This window comes from Nocardioides sp. (assembly GCF_047607185.1).
Classification (GTDB): domain Bacteria; phylum Actinomycetota; class Actinomycetes; order Propionibacteriales; family Nocardioidaceae; genus Nocardioides.
In genome coordinates this window covers 1-26,772 of the sequence record NZ_JASGDQ010000042.1, presented here as the reverse complement: position 1 = coordinate 26,772, position 26,772 = coordinate 1, and the positions used below count along the sequence as shown (strand labels likewise).

The 26,772-nt window shown below is 71.1% G+C and carries 26 protein-coding genes; 6 read left to right on the top strand and 20 right to left on the bottom strand.

Annotated elements, in window-relative coordinates:
* Nucleotides 1–157: 157 nt before the first annotated feature.
* The 3 genes from QM595_RS04125 to QM595_RS04115 form a co-directional block, all read right to left on the bottom strand.
* Nucleotides 158–1,348: a hypothetical protein gene (locus tag QM595_RS04125; protein ID WP_415170258.1), complete on the bottom strand. Its 1,191-nt coding sequence runs from the start codon at nt 1,346–1,348 to the stop codon at nt 158–160.
* On the bottom strand, nt 1,299–1,526 hold the full coding sequence (locus tag QM595_RS04120; protein ID WP_415170257.1) for a hypothetical protein: 228 nt from the start codon (nt 1,524–1,526) through the stop codon (nt 1,299–1,301). Before QM595_RS04120 ends, QM595_RS04125 begins: the two co-directional genes overlap by 50 nt.
* Nucleotides 1,527–1,605: 79 nt before the next feature.
* Entirely contained in the window at nt 1,606–2,157 is a 552-nt protein-coding gene (locus tag QM595_RS04115) for a TetR family transcriptional regulator (RefSeq protein ID WP_415170256.1), read from the bottom strand.
* 84 nt (nt 2,158–2,241) lie between these two features.
* On the opposite strand from QM595_RS04115, the gene QM595_RS04110 reads away from it, so the two are divergent.
* The 3 genes from QM595_RS04110 to QM595_RS04100 all read left to right on the top strand — a co-directional run bounded on the left by QM595_RS04110 (nt 2,242) and on the right by QM595_RS04100 (nt 4,220).
* Nucleotides 2,242–2,838 carry a biotin transporter BioY gene (locus tag QM595_RS04110; protein WP_415170255.1) on the top strand — a complete coding sequence of 199 codons (597 nt, stop codon included), beginning with the start codon at nt 2,242–2,244 and terminating at the stop codon, nt 2,836–2,838.
* Between the two features lie 61 nt (nt 2,839–2,899).
* On the top strand, nt 2,900–3,535 hold the full coding sequence (locus QM595_RS04105; RefSeq protein WP_415170254.1) for an energy-coupling factor ABC transporter ATP-binding protein: 636 nt from the start codon (nt 2,900–2,902) through the stop codon (nt 3,533–3,535).
* Nucleotides 3,536–3,617: 82 nt separating this feature from the next.
* Nucleotides 3,618–4,220: an energy-coupling factor transporter transmembrane component T family protein gene (locus tag QM595_RS04100; protein ID WP_415170253.1), complete on the top strand. Its 603-nt coding sequence runs from the start codon at nt 3,618–3,620 to the stop codon at nt 4,218–4,220.
* A 130-nt stretch (nt 4,221–4,350) separates the two neighbouring features.
* Here QM595_RS04100 and QM595_RS04095 read toward each other — a convergent pair whose 3' ends face one another.
* The 4 genes from QM595_RS04095 to QM595_RS04080 all read right to left on the bottom strand — a co-directional run bounded on the left by QM595_RS04095 (nt 4,351) and on the right by QM595_RS04080 (nt 9,634).
* Nucleotides 4,351–5,745, bottom strand: a complete 1,395-nt coding sequence (locus QM595_RS04095; protein WP_415170252.1) for an amidase — start codon at nt 5,743–5,745, stop codon at nt 4,351–4,353.
* Entirely contained in the window at nt 5,742–6,335 is a 594-nt protein-coding gene (locus QM595_RS04090) for a GNAT family N-acetyltransferase (RefSeq protein ID WP_415170251.1), read from the bottom strand. Before QM595_RS04090 ends, QM595_RS04095 begins: the two co-directional genes overlap by 4 nt.
* Before the next feature lie 44 nt (nt 6,336–6,379).
* A complete protein-coding gene (gene cimA / locus QM595_RS04085; RefSeq protein ID WP_415170250.1) occupies nt 6,380–7,945 on the bottom strand; it encodes a citramalate synthase in 1,566 nt (521 codons plus the stop codon).
* 144 nt (nt 7,946–8,089) lie between these two features.
* Complete coding sequence (locus QM595_RS04080; protein ID WP_415170249.1) at nt 8,090–9,634, bottom strand: protein kinase domain-containing protein; 1,545 nt, start codon at nt 9,632–9,634, stop codon at nt 8,090–8,092.
* Nucleotides 9,635–9,737: 103 nt separating this feature from the next.
* On the opposite strand from QM595_RS04080, the gene QM595_RS04075 reads away from it, so the two are divergent.
* Nucleotides 9,738–11,081, top strand: a complete 1,344-nt coding sequence (locus QM595_RS04075) for an FAD/NAD(P)-binding protein (protein WP_415170248.1) — start codon at nt 9,738–9,740, stop codon at nt 11,079–11,081.
* Nucleotides 11,082–11,310: 229 nt separating this feature from the next.
* Here QM595_RS04075 and QM595_RS04070 read toward each other — a convergent pair whose 3' ends face one another.
* The 3 genes from QM595_RS04070 to QM595_RS04060 are packed head-to-tail and all read right to left on the bottom strand — an operon-like array spanning nt 11,311 to nt 13,597.
* On the bottom strand, nt 11,311–12,393 hold the full coding sequence (locus tag QM595_RS04070) for a branched-chain amino acid aminotransferase (RefSeq protein WP_415170247.1): 1,083 nt from the start codon (nt 12,391–12,393) through the stop codon (nt 11,311–11,313).
* A gap of 11 nt (nt 12,394–12,404) precedes the next feature.
* On the bottom strand, nt 12,405–13,460 hold the full coding sequence (locus tag QM595_RS04065) for a 3-isopropylmalate dehydrogenase (protein WP_415170246.1): 1,056 nt from the start codon (nt 13,458–13,460) through the stop codon (nt 12,405–12,407).
* An 11-nt stretch (nt 13,461–13,471) separates the two neighbouring features.
* On the bottom strand, nt 13,472–13,597 hold the full coding sequence (locus tag QM595_RS04060) for a hypothetical protein (protein ID WP_415170245.1): 126 nt from the start codon (nt 13,595–13,597) through the stop codon (nt 13,472–13,474).
* A gap of 229 nt (nt 13,598–13,826) precedes the next feature.
* On the opposite strand from QM595_RS04060, the gene QM595_RS04055 reads away from it, so the two are divergent.
* On the top strand, nt 13,827–14,396 hold the full coding sequence (locus QM595_RS04055; protein WP_415170244.1) for an O-methyltransferase: 570 nt from the start codon (nt 13,827–13,829) through the stop codon (nt 14,394–14,396).
* A gap of 77 nt (nt 14,397–14,473) precedes the next feature.
* Here QM595_RS04055 and QM595_RS04050 read toward each other — a convergent pair whose 3' ends face one another.
* Genes QM595_RS04050 through efeU form a run of 5 tightly spaced genes read right to left on the bottom strand, consistent with a single transcriptional unit; the run spans nt 14,474 to nt 20,634 of the window.
* Nucleotides 14,474–15,109, bottom strand: a complete 636-nt coding sequence (locus QM595_RS04050; RefSeq protein ID WP_415170243.1) for a TetR/AcrR family transcriptional regulator — start codon at nt 15,107–15,109, stop codon at nt 14,474–14,476.
* A gap of 42 nt (nt 15,110–15,151) precedes the next feature.
* Nucleotides 15,152–16,525, bottom strand: a complete 1,374-nt coding sequence (locus tag QM595_RS04045; RefSeq protein ID WP_415170242.1) for an NAD(P)-dependent oxidoreductase — start codon at nt 16,523–16,525, stop codon at nt 15,152–15,154.
* Nucleotides 16,526–16,554: 29 nt separating this feature from the next.
* Complete coding sequence (gene efeB, locus QM595_RS04040; protein ID WP_415170241.1) at nt 16,555–17,817, bottom strand: iron uptake transporter deferrochelatase/peroxidase subunit; 1,263 nt, start codon at nt 17,815–17,817, stop codon at nt 16,555–16,557.
* 10 nt (nt 17,818–17,827) lie between these two features.
* On the bottom strand, nt 17,828–19,099 hold the full coding sequence (gene efeO, locus QM595_RS04035) for an iron uptake system protein EfeO (RefSeq protein WP_415170240.1): 1,272 nt from the start codon (nt 19,097–19,099) through the stop codon (nt 17,828–17,830).
* The gene (efeU, locus tag QM595_RS04030; protein ID WP_415170239.1) at nt 19,096–20,634 is read right to left on the bottom strand and encodes an iron uptake transporter permease EfeU; all 1,539 of its coding nucleotides are present in this window, start codon (nt 20,632–20,634) and stop codon (nt 19,096–19,098) included. The genes efeO and efeU overlap by 4 nt, the downstream gene beginning before the upstream one ends.
* Before the next feature lie 176 nt (nt 20,635–20,810).
* On the opposite strand from efeU, the gene QM595_RS04025 reads away from it, so the two are divergent.
* A complete protein-coding gene (locus QM595_RS04025; protein WP_415170238.1) occupies nt 20,811–21,725 on the top strand; it encodes a hypothetical protein in 915 nt (304 codons plus the stop codon).
* 157 nt (nt 21,726–21,882) lie between these two features.
* Here QM595_RS04025 and ilvC read toward each other — a convergent pair whose 3' ends face one another.
* From ilvC to QM595_RS04000, 5 genes are all read right to left on the bottom strand, one after another.
* On the bottom strand, nt 21,883–22,911 hold the full coding sequence (gene ilvC, locus QM595_RS04020) for a ketol-acid reductoisomerase (protein ID WP_415170237.1): 1,029 nt from the start codon (nt 22,909–22,911) through the stop codon (nt 21,883–21,885).
* Between the two features lie 33 nt (nt 22,912–22,944).
* The gene (gene ilvN, locus QM595_RS04015) at nt 22,945–23,502 is read right to left on the bottom strand and encodes an acetolactate synthase small subunit (RefSeq protein ID WP_415170236.1); all 558 of its coding nucleotides are present in this window, start codon (nt 23,500–23,502) and stop codon (nt 22,945–22,947) included.
* A gap of 67 nt (nt 23,503–23,569) precedes the next feature.
* Entirely contained in the window at nt 23,570–25,321 is a 1,752-nt protein-coding gene (locus tag QM595_RS04010; protein WP_415170235.1) for an acetolactate synthase large subunit, read from the bottom strand.
* A 237-nt stretch (nt 25,322–25,558) separates the two neighbouring features.
* Nucleotides 25,559–26,284 (bottom strand): GNAT family N-acetyltransferase, encoded by a 726-nt coding sequence (locus tag QM595_RS04005; RefSeq protein ID WP_415170234.1) that lies wholly within the window; start codon nt 26,282–26,284, stop codon nt 25,559–25,561.
* Nucleotides 26,281–26,646, bottom strand: coding sequence for a type II toxin-antitoxin system PemK/MazF family toxin (locus QM595_RS04000; RefSeq protein ID WP_415170233.1), 366 nt, complete (start codon nt 26,644–26,646; stop codon nt 26,281–26,283). The genes QM595_RS04005 and QM595_RS04000 overlap by 4 nt, the downstream gene beginning before the upstream one ends.
* Nucleotides 26,647–26,772: the final 126 nt, after the last annotated feature.

The window sequence follows — 26,772 nt, the reverse complement described above, 5'->3', positions numbered from 1 at the left end:
CATCACCATCCTCCGACTCACCGGATGGGGCAACATCGCAGCCGCGCTACGACATCACGCCAGACGACCCGAGGAGGCCATCACATGCGCGTTGACCTCCTGAGATGCGACCTTTCCGGGCCCCTGGGCAGTGCACGTAGGACGTAACGGATGGAAATCAACCCGACCGTGGCCGATAGGCACAGTCAATAGTGCCATGTCGGGTGGTGTGGAATCGGTATCCGTGGGGGCTGGTCCACAGATATTCACCCGGCGCCAACTGGAAATAGGACCAGCCTGTGCTGTGGGTTTTCACGCGGTGGTGATGTCGGCATAACGGGGCGATATTGCTGGTCCTGGTCTGGCCTGGTGGGCCGTGTTCTTGCCATTTCTTGGCGTGGTCCAGGTCGCAGGCCTCGGCGGGGCGCTCACAGAAGGGGAAGACGCATTTGCGGGCGGTCTCGACCACCTGCTCCCGGAGGGTGTCGGTGGCGAACCGGCTTGCTGTGACTGCCTCCTCGGTCAGGTCGAGGACCGGCCGGACCGTGACGTGGCTGTGGCCGCACCACTGCCGGAGGTGGTCGACGGTGACCATGCCTAACGGCTGGCCGGTCAGGGAGTGCACGATCGCGTGGGTCTCGCCCTCGGCCACCCGCACCCGGAGGTCGACCCGACGCGGGACCACCTGGACCGCCGGCCCAGTGCTGGCTTGACTGGTGTCGTGGCCAGCGTCGGGGCGGCCGAAGCCGACCTCACCACGGGCGAGCATCCCCAACGCCCTGGCCCGGCGGACCGCCTTGGCCTCGCCGAGGCCGTCGGTGGCGGCGAGCTGGTCGGCGATCTCATCCAACACGGCATCGAGGTCCAGGGCGTCGGTGGTGTCCAGGATCGCCTCCACCCTCGTGGTCGCAGCCCGGCCGGTGGGGTTGCGGACCAGTTCGACCCGGCGCTCGGCCAGGTCCGTGGCCTCGTCCTCGGCGAGTTGTTCGGGGTCGAACCGGGCCTTGGCCTCCTCGATCAGTCGGTCGAGGGTGGTGACCCCGACCCGCTCCACCCGGCTCGCGATGTGGGTGTCGACCCAAGCTGCCGCCTCCTGGGGGAGCGTGAGGGTGGCGTCGGCGACGCGGCGGGCCCGCCAGCCGTCGACCTGCCCGGTCTTCACCCGACCCCAAGTGCGGGGGAGGCGGTGGACCAGCTCCACGGCCTGGGCCAGGAATGCCCGCCCCGACGAGGTCGACCGACCGGTCGCGGCAGCGAACTCCACGACAGCGAACTCGGTCACATAGGCGCAGCCGTCGCCACCGAGCAGCACCTCACCCTCACCACCCGGGGACGCCGTCGAGCAACGACGCGGCCCGGGTGTAGTCATCGACCTCATGAAAAGACGCATATTTCGCGGCCGCCGCGATCTGCAACGCCTCCTCGGCCCGCACCCGGGATTGAGAAGAACGAAAGACCTCGAGCACGGCCCGACCATCATCGGCCGCGTCGAAAGCTGCAGCGTCTGGAAAGGTCGAAGTCATAACAACCAAGATATCGACCACCACCGACAATCCTGAACGGCCAGGATCGATGATCGCGGAGAGACCTACGATCTCGCCGAGAATTACCGCGAGGCGCCGATAGTCAGTCCTGGCGCAGCGCCCGGGCCAGCTGCAGCCCGGCGGTGACGATGCCGAGGCCGACCCCGAAGTCGGAGGCATCGCGGGGCTCGTCGTCGATGGCTCCCGCGGCGGCGGCCTGGAGGTGGGTCTGCTCGTCGACGGCATGGCCGTAGACGAAGTGGAGCAGGGTGCGGGCCGCCACCGGCGCCAGTTCGCCGAGGTCGGCCAGTGCGGCCACCAGCGCTTCGTAGGGATAGGCCGCGCCGAGACCGAACGACCACACCGTCGCGACCACCTCGGCGCCATCGCGGTAGGCCAGCAGCGCGTCGCGCAGCGTCGTACAGGTCGCGGCGACCTGCTCCTCCCACGAGTCGTCGGCGGGCCAGGATGCCCGCGCCAGGATCTCGTCGGCGACGGCGGCGAGCAGCGTCTGCTTGTTGACGAAGTGGTGATAGAGCGCCGAGGGCCGCACCCCGAGCTCCGCGCCGAGACGTCGCATGGTCAGGTCGGCCAGTCCGTAGGTGTCCAGCACGTCCACGGCGCGGGCGACGACGTCCTCGCGGCGGTAGCGCACGTCGTACCTCCCTGTTGACCGGTGAACACACAAACCCTAACCTGAACACCGTTCACCTGACCACCGTTCAGTTCGTGAGATCCCATGACGATGACCGACTCCGTCGAGACGAGCCCGAAGAGCCGCCTGCTCTCCCCTACCGACCTCGCGCTGATCGCCGCGTTCGCCGCGCTGATCGCGGTGGCCTCCTATATCGCGGCGATCCCCGTAGGCGGCGCCGGCGTGCCGCTGACCCTGCAGACCTTCGCGGTGCTGCTGGCCGGCGCCGTGCTGGGGCCGGTGCGCGGCTTCCTCGCGAACATCCTCTACCTGCTGCTCGGCCTCGTCGGGCTGCCGGTCTTCGCCGAGCACACCTCCGGCGCGGCGGTGTTCACCGGCGCCACGGCCGGCTACCTCTACACCTTCCCGGTGGCCGCGCTCGTCGTGGGATTCCTGGTGAAGTACGTCGTGGCCGAGCGTCGCACCAGCGCGCTGTGGATCTTCCTGGCCTGCCTGGTCGCCACCGTGGTCAACCATCTCGGCGGCGTGGTGGGACTTCAGGCGGTGCTCGGGTTCGGCTGGGAGAAGTCGTTCTCGATCGACGGCGCCTACTGGCTGGGCGATGTGGTCAAGAGCGCGATCGTGGCCCTGGTGGCCGCCGAGGTGCACCGGGCGTTCCCACCGCTGCTGCGGCGCCGCTGACCGGGCGTTGATCGAGCTCGCGGCTGCCGAGGTCGCCCTCCCCGAGTCAGAGGGCGGCCGAGTGCTGCTAGCAGCCACCACGTTGACGCTGACGGAGCGACGCGTCGCGATCGTCGGCGGCAACGGCTCCGGCAAGTCCACGCTGGCCCGGCTGCTCAACGGCCTGGTGACGCCGACGGGCGGGCGGGTGCTGGTGGATGGTCTCGACGTCGCTCGCGACGGCGTGAAGGTACGTCGCAAGGTCGGCTTCTGCTTCACCGACCCCGCCGCCCAGCTGGTGATGCCGACCTGCCTGGAGGACGTGGAGCTGTCGCTGCGCCGTACCGTGAAGGACAAGGCTCAGCGTCGCGAGCAGGCACTCGGGGTGCTCGCGAGGTTCGGGCTGCGCGAGCGGGCCGACCAGAGCGTCCACACCCTCTCCGGCGGCCAACGACAGCTGCTCGCGCTGGCCGGAGTGCTGGCCACCGATCCCGAGATCCTGGTCGCCGACGAGCCGACGACGCTGCTCGACCTGCGCAACGGCCGGCTGGTCGGCGAGGTGCTGCTCGGGCTGAGCCAGCAGTTGGTGCTGGTGACTCATGACCTGGAGCTCGCGGCCCGCTGCGACCGGGGGCTGGTGGTCGAGGACGGCCGAGTCGTCTTCGACGGAGCGGCGACGGCAGCAGTGGCGAGCTATGTCGCCTCGGTGTCCTCATGAGCGAGCGGAGCGAGCGGAGCGCGCGAATCATCCAAGCCAGCGCGCGACGCTCATGCCCCCACCGAGCGAAGCGAGGTCGCGCATGAGCATGACGCTGGGGGTCTACCGGCCCGGTCGGACGCTGCTGCACCGGCTGCCGGTGGGCGCCAAGCTGGCTGGCCTGCTGGTCTGCTCCATCGGCATCGTCGCCTTCCACGGTGTCCGTGCCGCGATCCTCGCCCTGGTGGTGGCGACGGTGGTGGCGTTGGTCGCCCGCCTCGACCTGCGGACGACCTGGCGGCAGCTGCGAACCGTCCTGTTGGTCGCGGTGATCGCGGCGCTGCTGCAGTGGTGGTGGACCTCGCTCCCCCGCGCCGCCGAGACCCTGCTCGACCTGGTCTCACTCGGCCTGCTGGCGCTCTCGCTGTCGGCGACCACTGCCGCCACCGACATGATCGACGCCATCGTGCGGTGGCTGGGCCCGTTGCGTCGGGTCGGCGTCGACCCGGATCGAGTGGCGCTCACCATCGGCCTCGCCATCCAGTCCCTGCCAGCGATCCTGCAGCTCGCCAACGAGACCCGCGACGCCGCTCGGGCTCGCGGTCTGCGCACCCCCCGAGCCTGGCTGACGCCGTTCGTGATCCGGGTGGTCGCGCGGGCCCAGGAGACCGGCGACGCGCTACACGCCCGGGGCATCGCCGACTGATTCGCCGAGAGGTCCCTGATGGCCCCTCGAGAGGTCGCTGATGGCCCCTCCGGCAGTCAATTCGCGACTTCTCGAGGGGCGATTGGCGACCTCTCGAGGGGCAGTTAGCGACCTCTCGGCCGGGAAGGGGTCACCAGCCGGGTGGGCGCCGACCGAAACCACCGACGGCCTCCTCGACCTGCGCGGCGAGGGAGAGCAGCCGGGCGTCCTCGCCGGGCCGGCCGGCCAGCATCACGCCCACCGGAAGGCCCTCGGGAGTCCAGTGCAGCGGCAGCGACACGGCCGGCATTCCGGTGACATTCCAGGCGGAGGTCCACGGCGTGAAGCGCTTCTGGTTGTCGAAGTCGCGAGCCGGGTCGGCATCGTCGCGCAGCGCGCCGACCTTGACCGGCGGCACCGCGAGGGTCGGGGTCAGCACCGCGTCGTACGGCGCCAGCGCGGTCAACGCGCCGGCCGCGAACCGTCGCAACGCGCCGATGGCCAGGCCGAACTCCGGCCCGGACACCGCCTGGCCCCGCTCGGTCAGCCAGCGGGTGAGCGGCCGCAGCAGTCCCTGCCTCTCCGGCGGCACCACCGAGAGCGCGGTCAGCACCGCCCAGCAGGTCTCGAAGACCGGCACCGCCTCGGCCGGCAGCGGCACCTCGATATCGGCGATCTCGTGTCTCAGCGAGGCCAGCAGCGAGGAGGCGGCCTCCCAGGCCGCCACCGACTCCGGGTCGATGGGAACGTCGGCGATGACCGGCGCGACGAAGCGGGCGATCCGCAGCCGCCCGGGTGGCGTGTCGCAGGCCTCGAGGTAGGGGCCGCCTTCGCGCCAGTAGGGGTCGCCGGCGCGGTGCCCGGCCAGCACGTCGAGCAGCGCCGCCGCGTCGCGGACGGTGCGAGCCAGCGAGCCGGCGGTGGACAACCCGATCGGGTCGCCGTACATCGGTGCACCCGAGACCACCCCGCGCGAGGGCTTGAAGCCGACGATGCCGCAGCAGGAGGCCGGGATCCGGATCGAGCCGCCGCCGTCGGAGCCCTGCGCGAGGGGCACCAGTCCGGCCGCGACCGCCGCGGCGGCGCCGCCGGAGGAGCCGCCCGCGCCCCTGGTCCGGTCCCAGGGCGTGACGGCCGGTGGCGCGACATCGGGCTCGGTGTAGCAGGGCGACCCGAACTCCGGGGTGTTGGTCTTCCCGAGCGAGACCATCCCGGCAGCCTCGATCGAGAGCGTGACATTGTCGGAGATCTCCGGAACGAAGTCGGCGAAGGCGGCCGACCCGAGCATGGTGGGCACGCCGGCGGTCAGGTTGAGGTCCTTGATGGCGGTCGGCACGCCCCACAGCGGCGAGGCGTCGGCCGGCGCGGACGCGCGGGCACCGGCGTCGGCGACAGCGCGCTCGGCGGTCACCGTCACGAACGCCCCCACGTCGTCCAGCCTCTCGATCCGGGCGAGGTAGTGCTCGGCCAGCTCTCGAGGGGAGACCTCCCCGCGTCGTACCAGCTTTCCCTGCTCGAGGGCCGTCAGGTCGTGGAGTTGCGTCACGCCCTCGACCGTAGCGCCGCCCGCCATTCCCGGTCGAGGATCGCGAAGTCGATCTCGCTGCTCCAGCGACCCTTGAACCACTCGTTCTCCACCAGCACCGCCTCCTGCCGCATCCCGGCCTTGCGCAGCACCGCCGCCGAGGCGGGGTTGTCGGCGTCGACGCGCGCGGTGACGCGGCGCAGCGGCTGGGGCGTCCAGGGGCCGTCGAAGGCGAGCGCGAGCAGCGCCCGGGCGGCCTCGGTGGCATAGCCGCTTCCGTGGAACTCGGGGTTGAGCACGTAGCCGATCTCGCCGTGCCGGTGCTGCTCGCTGTGGAAGAAGAGCACCAGGTCGCCGATCAGCCGGCCGGTCTCCTTGAGCACCACCGCCAGCGCGAGCACCTGCCCCTCCTCGGTGAGCTCGCTGCGGTGCCGCTCGGGCTTGGCGTAGCGCTCCGCGATCTGCTCCCGCGTGGCCGGCTCCGGCGGGATGTAGGCGCACACGTCGTCGCGCGAGAGATAGGCGTGCAGCGCGTCGACGTCAGCCACGGGGTCGATGGGGCGCAGCAGCAGCCGCTCGGTCTCTATCGGGTACGTCGGACGCAGCTCCACGCCCCGAACGCTAGTCCGAGAATGGACCCGGCGCCGACGGCTCGCTAGCCGGTCTCGCCGGCCCGGTGGCGGCGCAGGCCGAAGGTGAGGCCGTCGACCAGCGCCTCCCAGGACGCCTCGATGACGTTCTCGCCGACGCCGACCGTGACCCAGGAGCCGTCGGCGTCGGAGGTCTCGATGAGCACCCGGGTCTTGGCGTCGGTGCCGTGGCCGTCGTCGAAGAGCCGCACCTTGTAGTCGGTCAGCTCGAACCTCGCCACCGCCGGAAAGGCCTGGCCGATCGCCGAGCGCAGCGCCTGGTCGAGGGCGTTGACCGGTCCGTTGCCCTCGCCGGTGACGACATAGCGGACGCCGTCGGCGACGATCTTGACGGTGGCCTCGGTGAGCGTGCGATGGTCGCTGATGACCCGCCACGACTCCACCTCGAAGTACGACGGCCGAGCGCCCTCGACCTCCTCGGCGAGCAGCAGTTCGAAGGAGGCGTCGGCGGCCTCGAAGGTGTAGCCCGCGGCCTCGAGCTCCTTGACCCGGCCGGTGACCCGCAAGGTGTGCTCGCCGGTGAGGTCGAAGCCGAGCTCCTTGCCCTTGAGCTCGATCGAGGCCCGGCCGGCCATGTCGGAGACCAGCAGCCGCATGTCGTTGCCGACGCCGGCGGGGTCCATGTGCTGGTAGAGGTCGGGGTCGACCTTGATCGCCGAGGCGTGCAGGCCGGCCTTGTGCGTGAACGCGCTCGCGCCGACGTACGGCTGGCGTCCGGCTGGCGGCACGTTGGTGACCTCGGCGACGGCGTGCGCGGTGCGGGTCGCCTCGCGCAGCAGGCCGGCGGGCAGCACCGGGCGGCCGAGTTTGAGCTCGAGGTTGGCGACGACGCTGATCAGGTCGGCATTGCCGGTGCGCTCGCCGTACCCGTTGATGGTGCCCTGCACGTGGCTGGCGCCGGCGTCGACCGCGGCCAGCGAGTTGGCGACCGCGCAGCCGGTGTCGTTGTGACAGTGGATGCCGACCCGCACGCCGGTGGTGGAGATGACGTCGTGGACGACGTCGGCGATCCAGCCGGGCAGCATCCCGCCGTTGGTGTCGCACAGCGCGACCACCTCGGCGCCGGCCTCGGCGGCGGTGCGCAGCACCTCCAGGGCGTAGTCGCGGTTGGCGCGGTAGCCGTCGAAGAAGTGCTCCGCGTCGAGGAAGACCCGCTGCCCCTCCGAGCGCAGGTGCGCCACGGTGTCGGCGATCATCGCGAGGTTCTCCGCCAGCGTGGTCCGCAGCGCCAGCTCGACGTGGCGGTCATGGCTCTTGGCGACCAGCGTGACGACCCCGGCACCGGACTCGCGCAGCGCCGCGATCAGCGGGTCGTCAGCCGCCTTGACGCCCGCGCGCCGGGTGGCGCCGAAGGCCGCGAGCTGGGCGTGCTTGAGCTCCAGCTCGCCCACCGCGCGACGGAAGAACTCGGTGTCCTTGGGGTTCGCGCCCGGCCAGCCGCCCTCGATATAGCCCACGCCCAGTCCGTCGAGCTGGCGGGCGATCGCCAGCTTGTCGGCGACGGAGAGGTTGAGCCCCTCCTGCTGCGCGCCGTCGCGCAGTGTCGTGTCATAGACGTGGAAGTCGGTCATCTGCGTTTGTCCTGTCCGGGTGTTGCGGGCACAAAAAAACCTCCCGGGGAACGAGAGGTCGGCGCGTCAGGGGTGCTGACGCGCTAGCTAATGATGATCCCGCGGCGATGCATGTCCTCATCATGCCACGCCCGCCCCGGGACGTCAGTGGAAGAGGTTGGTGAACGGCGCGCCGCCGCCCGGCCTCCAGTCGACGCTCCGGGCCGCGAGGCTGCCGAGGGTGCCGGCGGTGATCAGCACCACCGCGGCGACGATCAGCGACGCCTTCCAGCCACGGCCGACCGGGTGGACCAGCCGCCGCGCCGGGCCGCGCAGCCGGGCGCCGCCGGGTCCCCACCACAGCGAGCCGACCAGCACCAGGCCACCGAGGAAGAGGCTGACGTCGAGCGGCGCGGCGACGGCGTAGCACAGCAGCAGGGCGGCGATGCCGAGGCCCAGCGACCACAGCCACGCCAGCAGGGTCGCCGGGAGCGCGCGGAGCACGTCCCAGGGCGCGCCGAGGACGAGCCGGGGGCCGTCGTACCACTTCGCACCGCGCAGCTCGCGCTTGCCGACCACCGTCGAGGCGGCCAGCGAGCACGTGCGCGTGACGTGGGTGAGCACCAGCAGCGCGAGCATCGCCAGCCAGGGGTACGCCGCCAGGCCGGCGCCCCAGGCCAGCCAGCCGGCTCCCAGCAGTCCGAGCCGGCGTGCGCGCTCGGCGCCGCTGACAGCCGCCGCCGCGACGAGCGTCGGGTCCTCCGCCACCAGGGTCGCGGCAACCGGCTCGATGGCCGGCGCAGCCACCGGACCGGCGACCGGGCCGGCGGCGAGGGCCAACGGCATGGTCTCGGCCTGGATCCGGGCCGGCGCCGTCGGCGGCGCGCCGACCGGCACCGGACCGTCGCCGCGCAGCCAGGCGAGCAGCCGGGGCAGTGTCGGCCGCTGCTCCGGCGCCGGCGCCAGGCAGGCGTCGAGCACCTCGCGCAACGGCGAGGGCACCCCGGTGAGATCGTGCTGGCCGCGCCTGGCGCGGTCCATCACCGCCATCGACGGACCTCGACCGTACGGCGGCCGGCCGGTGGCGGCGTAGGCGACCGTAGCGGCCCAGGCGTGCACGTCGACCGCCGGCGTCGGGTCGTCGCCGTAGAGCACCTCGGGCGCGAGGTAGCCCGGCGTGCCGAGCAGCCACCCGGCGGCGGTGAGCTTGGGGTCGTCGGCGACCCGGGCCAGCCCGAAGTCGATGAGGACCGGCGAGCGACCCTCCATCAGCACATTGGAGGGCTTCACGTCGCGGTGCAGCACCCCGGCGGCGTGCACGGCGGCGATGCCCTCGAGCAGGCAGCGGGCCAGCCACGCCAGGTCGTCACCCCCGATCGGGCCGGAGCGGGCAACCTCGTCGTGCAGCGAGAACCCGGGCACATAGCGGGTCGCGACGAACGGCTCCGGTGCCCACGGGTCGGCGTCGATGATCTCGGCGACCCAGCGGCTGCGCACCCGCGACAGCGAGGAGACCTCGCGGGCGAGCCGGCGCCGCGCCTCCTCGTCGCCCACGATCTGCGGCCGCAGCAGCTTGAGCGCGACTCGCTCCCCGGTCGCGGCGCGGGCGAGGTGGACCACGCCCATCCCGCCCTCGCCCAGCGGGGCGAGGAGCGTGTAGGAGCCGACGGTCCGGGGACCGACCGGTCTTTCACGAGGAGCCGTCGTCACGCAACGAGGGTAGACGACGAAGCGGGGTCGAGCGGTGTCATCGCCGGGCGGACATGCCGCGTCGAGATTGGCACTAACACGATCAGATAACTATACTTTTGTCATGACTGTTGCGATCGTCGGCGGCGGCGCCAGCGGGGTGCTCACCGCCATCAACCTGCTCTCCGCCACCGACGACCCGCAGCTGGACGTGGTGATCTTCGAGTCGAGCGGCATCGTCGGCCGGGGCATCGCCTACGGCACCACCGACCAGCGTCACCTGCTCAACGTCCGCGCCCGCCATATGAGCGCCTTCCCCGACCATCCCGCCGACCTGCTCGACTGGTCGCTGCGCACCGGCCGCAGCCAGGACCCGCAGAGCTTCCTGCCTCGCGCCGACTACGCCAGCTACCTGCAGGATCGGCTGCGCGACGTCGCCGACGACCGGCTGCGGATCCACGCCGGCAAGGTCATCGACATCGCCCGTACCACGGACGACACGGGAGGGGCGAGGTTCGAGGTCGCCACAGCACGTACGACGACGGCCGCCTCCCACGTCGTACTCGCCTATGGCAACCTGCCGCCGCGGCCACTGGCCGCCGGCGACCACCCCCTGCCCGAGGCCGACTGGCACCTCGGCAACCCGTGGGACCTGGGCCGGCTGCGCACCCTCCCGGCCGACGCCCACGTGCTCGTGGTCGGCACCGGCCTGACCGCGGTGGACACCGCCATCACGCTGCTCGAGGAAGGCCCCAACCGCCACGTCACGATGGTGAGCCGCCACGGCGTACTGCCGGAGGCCCACATCGCGCAGACCCACGTCGCCTGGGTGACGAAAGTGCCCGAGGGACCACTGACCGCCGACCTGCTCGCCCGGACGGTGCGAGACGAGATCGAGGCGGCCCGGGATCGTGACGTCGACTGGCGACCGGTGATCGACGGGCTGCGGCCGGCCACCCAGGACATCTGGCTGCGTCTCCCGCAGTCGGAGCGGGAGCGCTTCCTGGCGGTCTACGCCCGGGACTGGGAGGTGCGGCGACACCGGATGGCCCGTGAGATCGCCGACCGCGTCGACGGCTACCGGGCCGACGGCCGGCTCACCGTGCGCCAGGGCACCCTGGTCGAGGTCAGCGACCAGGGCGAGGTCGCCGACGTCGTGATCGAGCCCGGTGAGCCGGCGCTGCGCTACCACGCGGTGGTCAACTGCACCGGCCCGCTGACCGACCTCAGCCGCAGCGACAGCCCGCTGCTGCAGGCTCTCCACACACGTGGCCTCGCGAGGCCCGACCCGCTCCGGCTCGGTCTCCACACCACCGTCGACGGCGAGCTGATCGGCGCCGACGACGCGGTGGTCCCCGGGCTGTTCAGCGTCGGACCGCCGCGCAAGGGCACCCTGTGGGAGTCGACCGCGATCCCCGAGATCCGCGCCCAGGCGGCGCAGCTCGCGGCGAGGATCGTCAAGCGCTAGGGAAGTGCTGATCAATGGCGCCGTCGCGAGCGTCGCGAGGCGAGTGTGCTGGCAAAGGCCACTTCGTTCAGACCTGGGCGCGAAGGCAGGCCGGGCGCCTGTCGAGCGGCCGCGGCGCGGCCAGCGTGCCGCATCGCGGCGCGCAGCAGGCGGGATTGATCAGCGCATCCCTAAGTACGTGTTTAAGAAGCCCTGACCTACTGCGCGGCCAGGACTTCTTAAACACGTTCTAACAGATCTGGTGCGTCCAGCCGAAGGGGTCGTCGGTCCGGCCGAACTGGATGTCCACCAGGGTCTCGCGGATCTCGGCGGTGACCGGGCCACCCGGGGTCGCCAGTGAGCCGCCGTCCCATAGCAGCTCGCCGACCGGAGTGACGACCGCGGCGGTGCCGCAGGCGAAGACCTCGGTGATGGCTCCGGAGGCGACGCCGTCACGCCACTCGTCGATCTCGACTCTGCGCTCCTCCACCTGCAGGCCCATCTTCTGAGCCAGCTCGATGATCGAGGCTCGGGTGATGCCCTCCAGGATCGTGCCGGTCTCGGGGGTGACGAGCCGGCCGTCGCCGTACACGAGGAAGATGTTCATGCCGCCGAGCTCCTCGAGGTAGCGCCCCTCGGAGGCGTCGAGGAAGACGACCTGGTCGCAGCCGTGGGCGGAGGCCTCGTCCTGGGCGGCCAGTGAGGAGGCGTAGTTGCCGCCGGTCTTGGCCGCGCCCATACCGCCACGGCCGGCCCGGGTGTAGTGCTCGGAGAGCCACAGCTTGACCGGCTTCACCCCGCCCTTGAAGTAGGCGCCGGCCGGCGAGGCGATGACCATGAACGTGACGTGACGGGAGGAGCGCACGCCCAGGAAGGTCTCCGAGGCGAACATGAAGGGGCGCACGTAGAGCGACTTCTCGCTGCCCTCGGCGGCCTCGGGCACCCAGCGGGCGTCGACCTTCACCAGCGCGTCCACACAGGCCACGAAGTCGTCGGTCTCGAGCACGGGGAACGCCAGCCGGCCGGAGGAGCGTGCCATCCGGGCGGCGTTGGCCTCGGGACGGAAGGTCCAGATCGAGCCGTCGGCGTGGCGGTAGGCCTTGAGCCCCTCGAAGGTCTCCTGGGCGTAGTGCAGCACCGCGGTGGCGGGGTCGAGTGACAGCGGACCGTAGGGCTCGATCCGGGCGGCGTGCCAGCCTGCCTCCGGCGTCCACTCGACGGTGAGCATGTGGTCGGTGAAGTGGGTGCCGAAGCCGGGGTCGGCCAGGATCTCGGCGAGCCGCGCATCGCTCGTCGGCGTGGCCGTGAGCGTGGTGGTGATCTCGAGTGTCATGCGGGTCTCCTTCAGGAGATGCGGGCGGCGATCGCGTCGCCGACGTCGGAGGTACGACGGGTCTCACCGCCGCGCTCGGTGAGCTCGGCCAGCACGGCGTCGTCGATGGTCTTCGCCGCCTCGGGATAGCCGAGGTGGTCCAGCAGCAGCGCGCCGGAGAGGATTGCGGCGGTGGGGTCGGCCTTCTGCTGACCGGCGATATCGGGCGCCGAGCCGTGCACCGGCTCGAACATGCTCGGGAAGGTGCGGTCGGGGTTGACGTTGCCGGAGGCGGCCAGGCCGATGCCGCCGGTGATGGCGGCGGCGAGGTCGGTGAGGATGTCGCCGAAGAGGTTGTCGGTGACGATCACGTCGAAGCGCTGCGGGTCGGTGGCGAGGTAGATCATCGCGGCGTCGATGTGGCTGTAGTCCACCTCGACGTCGGGGAACTCCTCGGCCACCTCCTGCACCAGTCGCCACCAGACCTTGCCGGCGTTGACCAGGACATTGGTCTTGTGGACCAGGGTGAGCTTCTTGCGGGGCCGCTTGGCGGCGCGGGCGAAGGCGTCGCGGACGACCCGCTCGACGCCGAAGGCGGTGTTGACCGACACCTCGGTAGCGACCTCGGCCGGGGTGCCGACGCGCAGCGCGCCGCCGTTGCCGGTGTAGGGGCCCTCGGTGCCCTCCCTGACGACCACGAAGTCGATCGGCCCCTTGCCGAGCACCGCCTCGGAGAGCGGCGAGACCGCGCCGGGCAGCAGCGCGGAGGGACGCAGGTTGACGTAGTGGTCGAGCTCGAAGCGGAGCCGGAGCAGCAGGCCGCGCTCGAGCAGGCCCGGCGGCAGGTTGGGATCGCCGGGCTTGCCGCCGACCGCGCCGAGCAAGATGGCGTGATGCTGCTTGATCTCGTCGAGCACCGAGTCGGGCAGCACCTCGCCGGTGGCGAGGTAGTGCTCGGCGCCGAGCTCATAGCGGGTCTGCTCGAACTTCACGGGCGAGGCCGCCTCGAGGACCTTGACGGCCTCGGCGGTGACCTCGGGGCCGATCCCGTCTCCGGGGATCACGGCCAAGCGGAGGGTGTCAGTCACGAAGAGTGATCCTAGTTGTCGTCGGGACGCTCGGCGTCAGGGTCCCGCTGATCGAGGATCAGCGCGTTGGCGACCTCGACCGCCTCGTGGCTGTTCTCGTGCTGGGCGGGGCCCCATTCGATGATCTTGGTGGGCATGTGGACTGTCCTTTGTGCTGGCTTCGGAAGGAGATGAGAAGCCAGCAACGCCCGCTAGGAGCGGACACGACCACCACCGCGACGGGGGTGGCCTCTCGGATCAGTTGGTCCGGGCCCCGTCGCGGCGCTCTACTACGAGAAAGGTCCGCATGGTGGACTCACCATAGCCGGAGTACGCCGATCACGTCTGCCAGGTCGTCCGCCATCCGAGACATGAAAGACTCCGGGCGTGAGTATGCCGCCGGAGCTGCCCGAGATCGTGACACGCGCCTTCGAGGTGTCGCGCCGTGCCGGCTACGTCTCGTTCTGCCGCAACGAGACCGGCCGGCTGCTCGCGGCCCTGGCCGCGACCCGCGGCGGCACGATGGCCGAGTTCGGGACCGGCACAGGCGTGGGGACGGCCTGGCTGCGCTCCGGCGTACGTGGTGACGTGGCGCGGATCGTCACCGCCGAGCTCGACGGCACGCTGGCCAAGGGCGCCGCCGAGATCTTCGCCGACGATCCCCAGGTCGAGGTGTTGGCGGCGGACTGGTCGACGCTGCTGGACAAAGGGCCGTTCTCGCTGCTCTTCCTCGACTCGGGACAGTCCGACGCGGTGCGGCCGGACAAGATCGTCGATCTGGTCGAGGAGGGCGGCATCGTGGTGCTCGACGACTTCATGCCGAGCCAGACCTGGCCGCCGGTCGCCTACGGCCGGGTGGACTGGCTGCGTGAGCTGTGGCTGACCGACGAGAGCTTCACGAGCGTCGACGTGATGGTGGCCTCCGATGCCTCGGTGCTGATCGCCACGAGGCGCTGAGCCGCGCGGCCGGTCAGTTTGCGCCCGGTCAGCGCCCCTTGCTGGTCAGTTTGCGCCCGGTCAGCGTCTTCGGCCGGTCAGCGAGCGGGGAAGATCAGCGCGAGCGCCTGGCGCGCCTGGGCGCGGAGCCGGTCCAGCGCGTCTGGGCGGCCGGCGAGGTGCCCGAGCAGGGCCTGCTGGAAGAGGCCGTCGAAGATGCCGTAGACGACCGGTGAGGTGACGGCCGGCTCGGTGCCGGACAGTTCGGCGTAGCGGGCCACGACGCGCCAGATCATCTCCTCCAGGGCGCGGTCGATGCCGGTGACCGCCTCGCGCAGGCTCGCCTCGAACATGCTCTGCGAGCGCAGGTCGTACCACAGCCGGTGCATCGGAGCGTCCTCGGCGACCGTCTCGGCGAGCTTGTCGAGGAAGGCCTCCAGCAGCCCGGCGGCGGTCCGGGACTCGGCGACCACGCCGTCGTAGCGGTGCACACAGCGCGCCTTGTAGTGACGCACGCAGTAGACGATCAGCTCCTGCTTGTCCTGGAAGTAGTAGTGGACGACGCCGTGGCTGAACTCGGAGTTGCTGGCGATCTCGCGCAGGCTGGTGCGGGCGTAGCCTCGCTCGCCGAGGGTGAGCAGCGCCGACTCGGCCAGCTCACGGCGGCGGTCGCCGATCTTGTCGGCCGACGTACGTCGAGCGGCCCGGAGCGGGCTCACCGTCTGCGCTGTCATCTGCACTCCTGTCTCTGAGGGGACGCCAGCCTAACCGGGTGGTCAGCGGAGGTCGACGGCACGCGCCGAGGAAGCCGCCACCGCGGCGGCGATGGCGCTCAGCGTGTCGGGAGGTACGGCGGAGTCCACGCAGACGGCGATCAGCTGCTGGCTCTGCTGGTGGCCGTCGGACCCGGTACGGGAGACCTGCATCCCGGCGATATTGATGCCCGCCTCGCCGAGGATCCGGCCGACGGTGCCGATGACGCCGGGCCGGTCGTCGTAGGTGAGGAAGGCGAGGTGCTCGGTCGGCTCCAGGTCCACCTGGAAGCCGTTCAGCTCGACCAGCCGCTCCCGTTGGGCGAGTCCGATCAGGGTGCCGGCGACCGAGATCGCGGTGCCGTCGGCGAGGGTGGCACGCAGGCCGACCAGGTTGCGGTAGTCGGGCGACTCGGGGTCGGTCAGCAGTCGCACCGTGACCTCGCGCGCGGCGGCGAGCACCGGCGCGTTGACATAGGAGACCCGCTCCTCGACGACCTCGGAGAGGAAGCCCGTGAGAGCGGCCACCTCGAGGATGCGGACGTCGTGCTCGGTGATCTCGCCCCGGACCAGGACGTCGAGACGCCGGGCCACTCCCCCGGCCAGCGCGGCGAGGATGCGGCCGAGCTTCTCGGCCAGCGGCAGGCCGGGGCGGATCTCGTCGGCGACCCGGCCGACCTGCAGGTTGACGGCGTCGGGGACGAGCTCCCCGGCGAGCGCGAGCCGGACCGAGCCGGCGACGGCGAGGCCGGCCTTCCGGTGCGCCTGCACTGGTGCCGTCTCCTCGTCGTACTCCCTCTCGACGGCGACCAGCACCTGCCCCGGCCGGGCGACCGGCTCGACGGGGAGGTGGATCGAGACCACGTCGGCCTCGGCGAGCAGGGTGTCGAGGTCGGTGAGCCGGATGCCGAGCCGGGCGGCGCGACCGGGCCTGGTGTCGGGGTCGTGCGCGATCACCGCCATGCCGAGTGCCGCGAGCCGCTGCGCGACCAGGGCGCCCACTCGGCCGATGCCGACCACGCCGGCGACCCGGCCGTCGAGTTCGATGCCCACCTGGCGGGCGCCGGCCAGGACCCGGCCGACGGCGAGCTCGGCGAGCGATACGTCGTGGGAGGCGGGCGCGTTGACGACCAGCACGCCGGCCTGGGTGGCGGCGGCGACGTCGATGCTCGCCAGCCGTACGCCGGCTCGGGCGACCACCTTCAGCAGCGGCGCGGCGGCCAGCAGCTCGGCGTCCACCACCGTGTGCGGGCCGGCCAGCAGCGCTGTGGCGTCGGGCACGGCGGCGAGCAGGGCTGCTCGATCGTCGCCGTCGAGGACCCGGATCTCGGCGTCACCGAGCGCGGCCAGCGCGTCGGCGTGGAGCGGCTCGGCGACCAGGACGACAGGACGGGGCACGGCCGAAGGCTACCGGCACCGCCGCGGCCTCAGCCGAAGAGTGCCTCGCCGAGGTAGTGGCCCTGGGCGGGAGCCGGGGGGATGGCGAAGATACCGGAGCCGATGTGGGCGATGTACTCGTTGAGGAGGTCGGCGCTGCCGAGCCGGGTCTGCAGGGTGACGAACTGCTGGGGGTCCTTCTGGTAGCAGATGAACAGCAGGCCGGCGTCGAGCTGGCCGAGGTCGTTGAGCCCGTCGGTGAAGTTGTAGCCGCGCCGCAGGATCCTGACCCCGCCGTTGTTCTCGTGGGCGGCCAGCGCGACGTGGGAGGCCGGGTCGATGACCGGCTTGCCGTCGGCGGTCGCGGTGAAGTCGGGGGTGTCGAACTCCTTGCTGCCCGTCAGCGGAGCCCCTACCCCCTTGTCGCGGCCGAAGGTGGTGTGCTGGGTCTCGATCGTGGTGGCGTCCCAGACCTCGATGTCCATCCGGATCTTGCGGACCACCTGGTAGGTGCCGCCCTTCATCCAGTCCAGGTCATCGCTCACCCAGACGAAGTCGTCGAGGTCGGCGGCGTCCTTGATGTTGCGGGTGCCGTCCTTGAAGCCCATCAGGTTGCGCGGCGTGCTCTGGCCGAGGCCGGCCGAGGCGCGGCCGAAGCCGAGCACCGTCCAGCGAGTGGTCACGGTGCCGCGGCCGAGCCGAGCCAGGTCGCGGATGGCGTGGTAGGCGACCTGCGGGTCGTCGGCGCAGGCCTGCAGCGACAGGTCGCCGCCGACGAGCTCGGGACGGAGCTGGTCGCTGGGCAGCGTCGGCAGGTCCTGGAGCAGCTTGGGGCGGTACGCCGCCAGGCCGAACCGGTCGTCGAACAGGCTCGGACCGAGGCCGAGCGTCACGGTCAGCGAGGCCGGCCCGAGCTCGTGGGCCTCACCGGTGTCCTGCGGCACCGCGTTGGCGCGGGTGGGCTCGACCGAGCCGACCGGGCGGCCCTTCATCAGCTGGGAGATCGCCGCCGACCAGCGGGCGAAGAGCACCTGCAGGTCGCGCTTGGAGGCGCTGGCAGCGACGTTGAAGGTCATGAACACGATGTGCCGCTGCGGCAGGGTGTCGACGCCGACCTGGTGGTCGCCGGTGTAGAAGTCGTAGCTCTGGGTGAAGTCGACGCTCTCGCCGGCCTCCTCGGCAACCTGAGCCTCGCCCGGCGATGCCAGGGCGCGGCCGCCGGCGAAACCGGCGGCCGCGCCGAGGACGACCCCCGCGCCGGAGACCAGGCCCCGGCGGGAGAGTCCTGAGCGCCCAGTCGGCTCGGTCCTCATGCTCCGATCATCAGGCGGTGGCGACCTTCTCCGCCAATCGGGACAGCGAGTCCTGCAGCGCCTGCACCGAGTCGGCCAGCTTCTGTCCGTCGGTCTTCTTGACCTCGGCGGTGTAGAGCTTGTAGCCACCCAGCGCCGAGGGGTCCTTGTAGGTCTCGAGCAGCGCCCGGACGTCGGCGAACCGGTCGGTGATCGTCTGGGTCAGGTCGGCGTCGATCTCGGTCAGACCCGGCTTGAGCGCCTCGAAGGCCTGCTGGGCGCCCTCGACGTTGCCGGCGAAGTCGACCAGGTCGATGTGGCTGAACGCCTCCTCCTCGCCGGTGACCTTGTTGGCCTGGACCTCCTCGAGCAGGCCGGCGGCGCCGTTGGCGAGATCCTCCGGCTTGAACTCGAGGGTGCCGGCAACGGTGGCGAGCTGCTGCACGTTGGTGAGCAGGTCGGCGGCGTACTTCTTGGTCTTGGCGGTGATCTTCTGCTTCTTGAACAGGTCGCGCTCCACCGCGTGGAAGCCGCTCCAGCCGACGGCGGGATCGATATTGGACGCCCGCATGTCGATGAGGTAGTCGAGGTTGCCGTGGTTGTCGGTCGGGTCGAAACCGTCGAGCACGAAGCCGTCGACGTCGGACTCGATCTTCTCGTAGAACGGCCGCGACTCGGCGTAGGCCTGCTGGGCTGTGGCGAGGTCGCCGGAGTCGACAGCCTCCTGCAACCGCTGTACGGCGGTCACCATCGCGTCGACCTGCGTGGTGACGTAGGAGGCGTAGTCGGTCGCGCCCTGCTGGAGCAGCTCGGCGGCGGTGCCGGTCGGCGCGGCGGAGGCCTCGCCGGTGACGGTGAAGGGGATCTGCTCGGTCACGGCACCGGGACAGTAGACGGTGTAGTCGCCGCCGCCCAGGGTCAGGGTGAGCGAGACCTCGGGCAGGCCGGGGGCGAGGTTCTCCTTCTCGCCGACGATCTTGGCGCCGCTGAGCAGCTCGAACTCGCTGATCGCGGCGGCGCTCTCGTTGACGACATTGAAGGTGATCGGCCCGGCCGCGACGGTGTCGGTGTCGAGCTGGCACTCGTCGCCGTCGGAGCCGCTGACCATGGTGACCGCGACCTGGCCGGCTCCGCCCGCGCTGTCGCTCTCGGCCGGCTCGGTGGTCGCGCTGGCGCCAGTGGTCTCGGGCGTGGTGGCGTCGCCCTCGCTGTCGCTGTCGGCGCTGCAGGCGGAGAGCGCCCCCAGGGTCACGAGGGCGGCGGCAGCGAGCGCGGTGCCGCGCCTGACGGGCAGGGCTTTCATCGAAGTGGTGTTCCTTCCGTTTCCGGGGCCGGGACAGTCCCCGCCTTGGTGCCGCCCGGCGCGTGCGAGGCGCGTCCGGAGCGGAGTCTGAGGGTGCGGACCAGCAGCGTGGCCGCGAGGAGCAGGAGGAAGACGGGCACCCAGCGGGTCCACAGCAGCCGGTCGTGCGCCTCGGCGTCGGCCGCCGTGATGGCCGAGCGGGTGGCCTGGACGTAGGACGGATCGAGCTGCCAGCCCTCGATGGTCATCACCCGGGGAGTGGTCAGGCCACCGCCGCCGTAGCTGAGCAGCAGCGTGCCGGTGAGCTGGGCGTCGACCAGGCCGCCGTCGCGGGTCAGCACGGTGAGCTCGGTGTCGTCGGTCCAGGTGGCGTCGTACGGCCCTGGCGCGGTCGCGACCGAGAGGCCGTTGGGGATCCGGCCGCCGTTGTAGTCGAGCAGGGTCTGCAGGTCGACCGTCGCGGGCAGGCTCTGGCCGACCAGCAGCGCGGCGGCCTTGGTGGCCGTCCAGCGGGTGTCGGCGCCGGCCTCGTCGGTGGCCTCGTGGGAGGTGAGCGCGAAGGTCTGGTCGGCAGTCTCGATCGCGGCGTCGGTGCCGTCGACCGAGACCGAGAGCGTGCCGCCACCTTCGAGTGGGCCGCTGGTGGGCACCTTCGGCTGGGGCAGGTGCACCAACGTGGCCAGCGCGACCGCGCCGAGCACCGCGACCGCGGCCCCGGCGAGACGCAGCCGCTGAGCCAGTGCGGGTCCGGGCCGGAGCCGGGCCGGCCAGAACATCAGCAGCAGCATCGGCGCCAGGTAGCAGGCCCAGGCGAGCAGCTCGATCACTCGTGGGTCGGCCGGCATACCGAGCACGCCGGTGACCAGGGCGGAGCGGACGGTGCCATTGGGGGTCAGCCAGCCCAGGTCGACGGTGCGCTGCTGGCCCACGGTGACCCAGCCCGCCTCGTGGGCGGTGCGGAAGGCGCTGAGCACCAGTCCGGCGGCGACGAAGACCAGGAAGACGCCGGTGACGGTGAAGAACCGCTGCAGGTTGAGGCGCACGCCGCCGGCGAACATCGCCCAGCCGAGGACGATGGCCGCCACGATGCCCAGTGCCGCGCCCGAGACCGCAGCCGGCGCGCTGGTGGCGTGCTGGAAGGTCGCCAGCAGGAACACCGAGGTCTCGAAGCCCTCGCGCAACACCGCGAGGAAGGCCATCATCGCCAGCGCGGTGGTGGTGCCGCTGCGCAGCGCCTCGGCAGCCTGGGTCTCGAGCTCGCGCCTCATGGTGCGGGCGTGCTTGCGCATCCACAGCACCATGCCGGTGACGAAGAAGACCGCGACGGCGCCGATGACCGTTTCGAGGGCCTCCTGCCGTGCCTGCGGCAGGCTCTGCTCGAGCGCGTTGAGCGCCACGCCGACGGCGACGCTCACGCCGACGCCGGCGGCGACACCGAGCCACATGCCGCGCAGGCTGGCGTTGTTGTGACGCAGGAAGGTCGCCACGATGGTGACGATGAGCACCGCCTCGAGCCCCTCGCGGAGACCGATCACGAATGTAGGCAGCACCGGTGCTTCGATTCGGCTCAAGCGGGCCGCCCCTGCGACGGCCCAAACTTAGGTGAGCCTATCTTAGTCGCGACTCAACCAACAACGCTCGGACGCCAAGCCTATGGACCCGCTCGCGAAACAGGCCACGGGCGGTGGTCGTTCCGCCCTATCGTGACCTTGTGTCCTACCTCCGGCCGGCCTCCGAGAGCGAGTTGTCCACCCTGCTCGCCAACGGCCACCTCGCCGACCTGCTTGCCGCGGCCATCCGCCGCTCCGGGCTGACCCTGGAGCGGCTGAGCTCGCGGCTCGCCGAGCGCGGCCACCGGGTCAGCGTCACCACCCTCAGCAACTGGCAGCGAGGCACCACCGGACCGCTGCGGACCAGGTCGCTGGCCGCACTCTCGGTCCTCGACGAGCTGCTGGACCTGCCCGACGGCTCACTGGCGACCGCTGCCGGACGGGTGACGGTCCCGGAGCGGGACGCCGCGTCGCTGGTGCCGGCGGCGAGCGCGCTGCAACGGCTCAAGGAGCGGGTCGGCCTCGACCGTCTTGGCGGCTACGACACCCTCTCCCTGCACGAGAGCCACACCATCGGCCCGGACGGAACGCCGGTGCGCCACGAGACCCGGCAGGTGATCAGGGCGCTGCGGCCCGGGCTGGACGCCTACTTCTACTTCTTCCTCACCCGCGACGGCCTGGAGCCCGACGAGATCGGCGCGACGGTCACCGCGCTGTCCGGCTGCCGAGCCGACGAGCCGCTGCTCGAGCCGCCGGACATCGGCTGCGTGCCGCTGCTGTTCGAGCCGCTGGCGGCGGGCGAGACCCATCTGTTCGAGTACGCCACCCATCTCGCCTACGACCGGCCGGCGGCGCCAGAGCTCCGGCGGGCGCTCAGCCGGCCGCTGGAGCAGATGCTGCTGCGGGTCTCGTTCCACCCCGACCGGCTGCCGGCCGAGGTCTCCGCCTGCGTGTGGGACGTGCCGACCGCTCCCCCGGTCTCACAGACCCCGCTCCGGCTCGATGCCGACGGCACCGCCCACCATCTACTCCAGGCTCCCCAACCGGGCATCTACGGCCTCAGCTGGACCTTCTGACCCGAGTCGGCAGAAGTGCAGGTCTGAAAACCGCCGAGTCGGCAGAAGTGCAGGTCCTGCGACCAGCACTTCTGCCGACTCGGGCCTTTTGAAACTCACACTTCTGCCGACTCGGGCCTTCTGAGACTCACACTTCTGCCGACTCGGCGGAGGGGGGTCAGCGGGTGGCGGTGCCCTCGGTGTAGTCGGTGTCGTGGGACTTGACCCAGGCCATCAGCTTGCGCAGCTCGCGGCCGGTGGCCTCAATCGGGTGCGCCTCGCCCTTGGCGCGCAGCTCCTTGAACTCCGGCGCACCGGCGTCCTGGTCGGCGATGAAGCGCTTGGCGAAGGTGCCGTCCTGGATGTCGGAGAGGACGGCAGCCATGTTCTCCTTGACGCGCGGGTCGATGACGCGCGGGCCGGAGACGTAGTCGCCGTACTCGGCGGTGTCGGAGACCGACCAGCGCTGCTTGGCGATGCCGCCCTCGTACATCAGGTCGACGATGAGCTTGAGCTCGTGGAGCACCTCGAAGTAGGCGACCTCCGGCTGGTAGCCGGCCTCGGTGAGGGTCTCGAAGCCGTACTGGATCAGCTGCGAGGCACCACCGCACAGGACGGCCTGCTCGCCGAACAGGTCGGTCTCGGTCTCCTCGGTGAAGGTGGTCTTGATGCCGCCGGCGCGCAGGCCGCCGATGCCCTTGGCCCACGACAGGGCGAGGTCCCAGGCCTTGCCGGTGGCGTCCGCCTCGACGGCCACGAGCACCGGGACACCGCGGCCGTCGACGTACTCGCGGCGGACCAGGTGTCCGGGGCCCTTCGGCGCGACCATGAAGACGTCGACGCCCTCGGGCGGGGTGATGTAACCGAACCGGATGTTGAAGCCGTGGCCGAAGCCGAGCGCGTTACCGGGCACGACGTGCGGCGCGATCTCCTCGGCGTAGAGCTTGCGCTGGTGCTGGTCGGGCGCCAGGATCATGATGACGTCGGCCCACTCCGAGACCTCCGCCGGGGTGCCGACGGTGAGGCCCTCGGCCTCCGCCTTCGCGATCGACTTGCTGCCCGGCTGCAGGCCGACGCGCACGTCCACGCCGGAGTCGCGCAGCGACAGCGAGTGGGCGTGGCCCTGGCTGCCGTAGCCGATCACCGCGACCTTCTTGCTCTGGATCAGGCTCAGGTCGGCGTCGTCGTCGTAGAACATCTCAGCCACAGGGGCTCTCTCTTTCTCTGGGGTGGTTCGGAACTAGGAAGCGGCAGAAGGGGCGGGTACGGCGACCGGGCGAGCCGGGCGCTCGGAGATGGATCGTGAGCCGCGACCGATCGCGACCATGCCGGACTGGACCAGCTCGCGAATGCCGAAGGGCTCCAGCACCCGCAAGAAGTCGGTCAGCTTGCCGGCATTGCCGGTGATCTGGACGGTGACCGCGTCCGGGGCGATGTCGATGACCTTGGCGCGGAAGAGCTGAACGGTGTCGAGCACCTGGCCGCGGGTCTCGACGGTGGCGCTGACCTTGACCAGCATCAGCTCGCGCTGGACCGCCTGGCCGGACTCGAGCTCGACGATCTTGATGACCTCGACCAGCTTGTTGAGCTGCTTGGTCACCTGCTCCAGCGGGGTCTCCTCGACGTTGACGACGATCGTCATGCGCGAAATGCCGTCGTGCTCGGTCGGGCCGACCGCGAGCGACTCGATGTTGAAGCTCCGGCGGCTGAAGAGCCCGGCGATGCGGGCGAGCACGCCGGGCCGGTCCTCGACCAGCACCGAGAGGGTGTGCTTGCCGCCGTTCTGCAGCTCTGCCATCACCGGGGTCCCTGTCCGCTGGGCTCGATGAGCGGGGGTCGCGAAGCGAGCATTTGGATGGGGTGGTTCACAGATCGTCCTCGTCGAACTTGGGCGCCAGGTCGCGCGCGTACTGGATCTTGTCGTTGCTGGCGCCGCCGGCGATCATCGGCCACACCATGGCGTCCTTGTTGACGCGGAAGTCGACCACGACCGGAACGTCGTCGATCGCCATCGCCTTCTCGATGACGGAGTCGACGTCGTCGGCGGACTCGCACGACAGCCCGACGCAGCCGTAGGCCTCGGCCAGCTTCGGGAAGTCGGGGATGCGGGCGGGCTTGTCATGGCGCTGCAGGTTGGTGTTGGAGTAGCGCTCGTTGTAGAAGAGCGTCTGCCACTGCCGGACCATGCCGAGGTTGTCGTTGTTGATGACGGCGACCTTGATCGGGATGCCCTCGATCGCGCAGGTGGCCAGCTCCTGGTTGGTCATCTGGAAGCAGCCGTCGCCGTCGATCGACCAGACCGTCGCGTCGGGGCGGCCGACCTTGGCGCCCATCGCGGCCGGGACGGAGTAGCCCATGGTGCCGGCGCCGCCGGAGTTGAGCCAGGTACGGGGCTGCTCGTAGCCGACGAACTGGGCGGCCCACATCTGGTGCTGGCCGACGCCGGCGACGTAGATGGCCTCGGGGCCGGCGATAGCGCCGAGCCGCTCGATGACGAGTTGCGGCGCCATGCCCTCGGCGGGGGTGTCGTAGCCCAGCGGATAGCGCTTCTTGATGCCGGCGCAGAACGCCACCCAGGACTCGTAGTCGCCCTCGCGGCCGGCAGCCTTCTCGGCCTCCAGCACGACGAGCAGGTCGGTGAGGACCTCCTTGACGTCTCCCACGATCGGGACGTCGGCGTGGCGGTTCTTGCCGATCTCGGCAGGGTCGATGTCCGCGTGGATGACCAGCGCGCCGGGGGCGAAGGACTTCAGGTCGCCGGTGACCCGGTCGTCGAAGCGGGCGCCCAGGCTGACGATCAGGTCGGACTTCTGCAGGCCGGCGACGGCCGCGACGGTGCCGTGCATTCCGGGCATCCCGAGGTGCTGCGGGTGGCTGTCGGGGAATGCGCCGCGCGCCATCAGCGTGGTGACGACCGGGATGCCCGTCAACTCGGCGAGTCGGCGCAGCTCGCGGTGTGCGCCGGAGCGGATGGTGCCGCCGCCGACGTACAGCACCGGCTTGCTGCTCTGCAGGATGAGCCGGGCCGCCTCCCGGATCTGCTTGGCGTGTGGCTTGGTCACCGGCCGGTAGCCGGGCAGCTGCAGCTCACCGGGCCAGTTGAAGGTGGTCGTCGACTCGAGCGCGCTCTTGGCGACGTCGACGAGCACCGGGCCGGGACGGCCGGTCGAGGCGATATGGAAGGCCTCCGCGACCCGGGCCGGGATGTCGGCAGGGTCGGTGACGAGGAAGTTGTGCTTGGTGATCGGCATGGTGATGCCGCGGATGTCCGCCTCCTGGAAGGCGTCGGTGCCGATCAGCCGCTCGGCGACCTGGCCGGTGATCGCCACGATCGGGACGGAGTCCATGTAGGCGTCGGCGATCGGGGTGACCAGGTTGGTGGCGCCCGGCCCGGAGGTCGCCATGCAGACGCCGACCTTGCCGGTGGCGGCGGCATAGCCCTCGGCGGCGTGGCCGGCGCCCTGCTCGTGGCGGACGAGGATGTGGCGGATCTTGGAGTCCATCAGCGGGTCGTACGCCGGCAGGATGGCGCCTCCCGGGATGCCGAAGATGCTCTCGACACCGGCCGCCTCCAACGACTTGATCAGGCTCTGTGCCCCGGTGATCTGGTCGCTCATGTCGCTTGGTTCCTCATCTGTGTGTGTCTTCGCTGGTCCCGTGTCGCCGCAACAAAAAACCCCCCGGCCTGTCGGCAACGGAGGGAGACGCGTCGGCTGGCTGCTGGGTGGCGGCTCAGCTGGCGCGTCGCGTGCGTACAAGAATGTCCAGGCGCATGGCTCCACGTTACGGCCTGATGCCGTCATCCGTCACGCTGAGCACGCCCAGCGTCCCACGATGTGGGACGACTGGTCCCATCATGCGGTTGCCGAGGTGAGCTCGCCGAGTCGGCTGCGCTGCTGGCCGCCGGCGTCGAAGTTGGCCGGGTCGAGCCAACGCTCGTGAGCGCTGCGGAGGTCCGGCCAGTCGGCGTCGGTGATGGCGAACCAGTCGGTGTCGCGGTTGCGGCCCTGGGTGATCATGTGGTGGCGGAAGCGGCCCTCGTAGACGAAGCCGAAGCGCAGCGCCGCGCGCCGGGACGGCTCGTTGAGGCTGTCGCACTTCCACTCGAACCGGCGATAGCCGAGGTCGTCGAAGGCGTGGCGGATCAGCAGGTGGATCGCCTCGGTCGCGGCGCGGGTGCGCTGCAGGGACCGGGAGAACAGCACGCCTGCCACCTCGACCTGCCCCGTCGCCGGCTCGATCCTCGTGTACGACGCGAGGCCGGCCGGGCGGCCGGCGTACTCCCCCTCGGCCGGGACGAGCGCGAAGCTCACCAGTCCCGGATCGTCCACGTGGGCCGCGAAGTGCATCCACGCCTCGGCCAGCGTCGACGGCCGCGGGATCGGCCGGTAGGTCCACAGCGCCCCGTCCTCGGGTCCGCACAGAGCGGCGAACAGGTCGGCGTAGTGCGCCGAGGAGAGCGGCTGGACCCGCACGTAGCGGCCGGTCAGGACCACCGGCCCGGGCACCGCTCGCGCCTCCCAGCCGGGCACCGGGTCGCCGACGCGCTGACCGAACTCGTTGACTCGCACGGCACTCACCCGGCCCGCGCCGGAAGCGCGAGGAAGTCACGCAGCCAGCCGTCGATGGCGCTCATCGTCGCGCCGTCGACCGCGCCCACGACCTTGCCGAGCCGGGATCGCGACGTCGCACGCACCTGCTCGGTCATCGCGAAGCAGTCCTGCCCGAGCGAGAGATCGCCGCGGAGCCTCACATGGTTGGGCCAGCCACGATCCCTCGTGGTCACCGGGATCGTCAGCACGAGCTCGCTGACGGCTTGCAGGTACAGCTGCGAGGAGACGACGAGGACGGGACGCCGGCCGCTCTGCTCACGACCGGCTGCCGGGTCCGGCGCAGCCCACACGACCATGCCCCGGCGAAGCGCAACGGCCGCCTCGGTCACTGAGAGCGCGTTTGAGAACTCGGAGGCGCCGGCTCCGCGCCGCCCATCGCACGCCCTGGCTGCGTTGTCGTCGGTCGCCATGCCTCCGGCATGGCTCCCTCCTCCGCCTTGCCATGACGCACGCTG

Bases quoted from the DNA above. Each gene is read 5' to 3' on its own strand.
- QM595_RS04060 (WP_415170245.1), bottom strand. From the start codon at position 13,597: ATGCCCACCAAGATCATCGAATGGGGCCCCGCCCAGCACGAGAACAGC.
- ilvN (WP_415170236.1), bottom strand. From the start codon at position 23,502: ATGGCAGAGCTGCAGAACGGCGGCAAGCACACCCTCTCGGTGCTGGTC.
- QM595_RS04075 (WP_415170248.1), top strand. From the start codon at position 9,738: ATGACTGTTGCGATCGTCGGCGGCGGCGCCAGCGGGGTGCTCACCGCC.
- efeB (WP_415170241.1), bottom strand. From the start codon at position 17,817: ATGAGGACCGAGCCGACTGGGCGCTCAGGACTCTCCCGCCGGGGCCTG.
- efeO (WP_415170240.1), bottom strand. From the start codon at position 19,099: ATGAAAGCCCTGCCCGTCAGGCGCGGCACCGCGCTCGCTGCCGCCGCC.
- QM595_RS04070 (WP_415170247.1), bottom strand. From the start codon at position 12,393: ATGACACTCGAGATCACCACCACGCTCACGGCCACGCCGACGAGCGAT.
- QM595_RS04100 (WP_415170253.1), top strand. From the start codon at position 3,618: ATGAGCATGACGCTGGGGGTCTACCGGCCCGGTCGGACGCTGCTGCAC.
- QM595_RS04110 (WP_415170255.1), top strand. From the start codon at position 2,242: ATGACGATGACCGACTCCGTCGAGACGAGCCCGAAGAGCCGCCTGCTC.
- QM595_RS04050 (WP_415170243.1), bottom strand. From the start codon at position 15,109: ATGACAGCGCAGACGGTGAGCCCGCTCCGGGCCGCTCGACGTACGTCG.
- cimA (WP_415170250.1), bottom strand. From the start codon at position 7,945: ATGACCGACTTCCACGTCTATGACACGACACTGCGCGACGGCGCGCAG.
- QM595_RS04010 (WP_415170235.1), bottom strand. From the start codon at position 25,321: ATGAGCGACCAGATCACCGGGGCACAGAGCCTGATCAAGTCGTTGGAG.
- QM595_RS04125 (WP_415170258.1), bottom strand. From the start codon at position 1,348: ATGACTACACCCGGGCCGCGTCGTTGCTCGACGGCGTCCCCGGGTGGT.